Genomic DNA, 1050 nt, shown 5'->3' on the forward strand with positions numbered 1-1050 from the left:
CCCCGGCCAACGCCGAGCATTTCGGGCGGCCGGCATCGAGCCGCGGCGAGAAGTCCGCGTTCCCGCAGGCACGGTTGGTAGCGGTCGCCGAATGCGGTACCCACGCGGTCTTCGACGCCGCGATCGGACCGTGCCGCACCTCCGAGCGGGAGTTGACGCACGATCTGTTCGACACCCTCGAACCGGGAATGCTGCTGCTCGCCGACCGCGGCCTGTACGGATTCGACATGTGGACCCGGGCCACCGCCACCGGCGCCGATCTGCTGTGGAGGGTCAAATCGACGCTCTCACCCCGCCACCTCGAGACCCTCGACGACGGATCCTGGCTGGCACAGATCATCCCCACCTCCGGAAAGAATCGGCAGCAGCGCACACCACTGACGGTGCGCGTAATCGACTACACCCTCGACGACGGGCGGGAAAACCCCGAGCAGTACCGACTGCTGACCACCATCCTCGACCCCTCCGACGCACCCGCGGAAGATCTCGCCCTCGCCTACGCCCAACGCTGGGAAATCGAGAACACCTTCGACGAACTCAAAACCCACCAGCGTGGACCGGGGGTGGTGCTGCGGTCGAAGACCCCCGACGGGGTGATTCAAGAGGTCTACGGTCACCTGTGCGTGCACTACGCCATCCGCACGCTGATGCATTCGGTGGCAATCGATTCCGGGCATGATCCCGACCGGTTGTCCTTCACTCGCACTCTCCGGGCCGCTCGCCGCACCACCGCGAGCCACCCGGGCTTTTCCCCCTGACGCCCGGAGCGACGCCGACCGCTGCACAACCGACGAAATCCTCCATGAACTGCTCCCCGCCCGGCGTGCCCGCACCAACCCCCGGGTGGTCAAAGCGCAAGATGTCCGTCTTCCACGTCAAACACCCTCACCACCGCAACGCACCTTGCATCGACCGTAGACCGGTCATCTCTTCCGGACAGGCCCTTCCCCCCACCGTAAGTAAACGGTATTGAGGTTAGCCCCGTCAATGGCAGCTTCGGCTGCATAGCCAGTCCACTTTTCCTGGGGAACCTCAGACGGGCAGGTGGCC

1 protein-coding gene is annotated in these 1050 nt (G+C 65.4%); it reads left to right on the forward strand.

The genetic code is table 11. From position 1 onward, the window contains the following. The coding region (locus ACFWJO_RS37655; protein ID WP_386872632.1) for an IS4 family transposase at nt 1-758 on the forward strand (758 nt) is incomplete at its 5' end. Nucleotides 759-1050 lie beyond the last annotated feature (292 nt).

Source organism: Streptomyces sp. NPDC127092, assembly GCF_042722475.1.
In the GTDB taxonomy this organism is placed as follows: domain Bacteria; phylum Actinomycetota; class Actinomycetes; order Streptomycetales; family Streptomycetaceae; genus Streptomyces.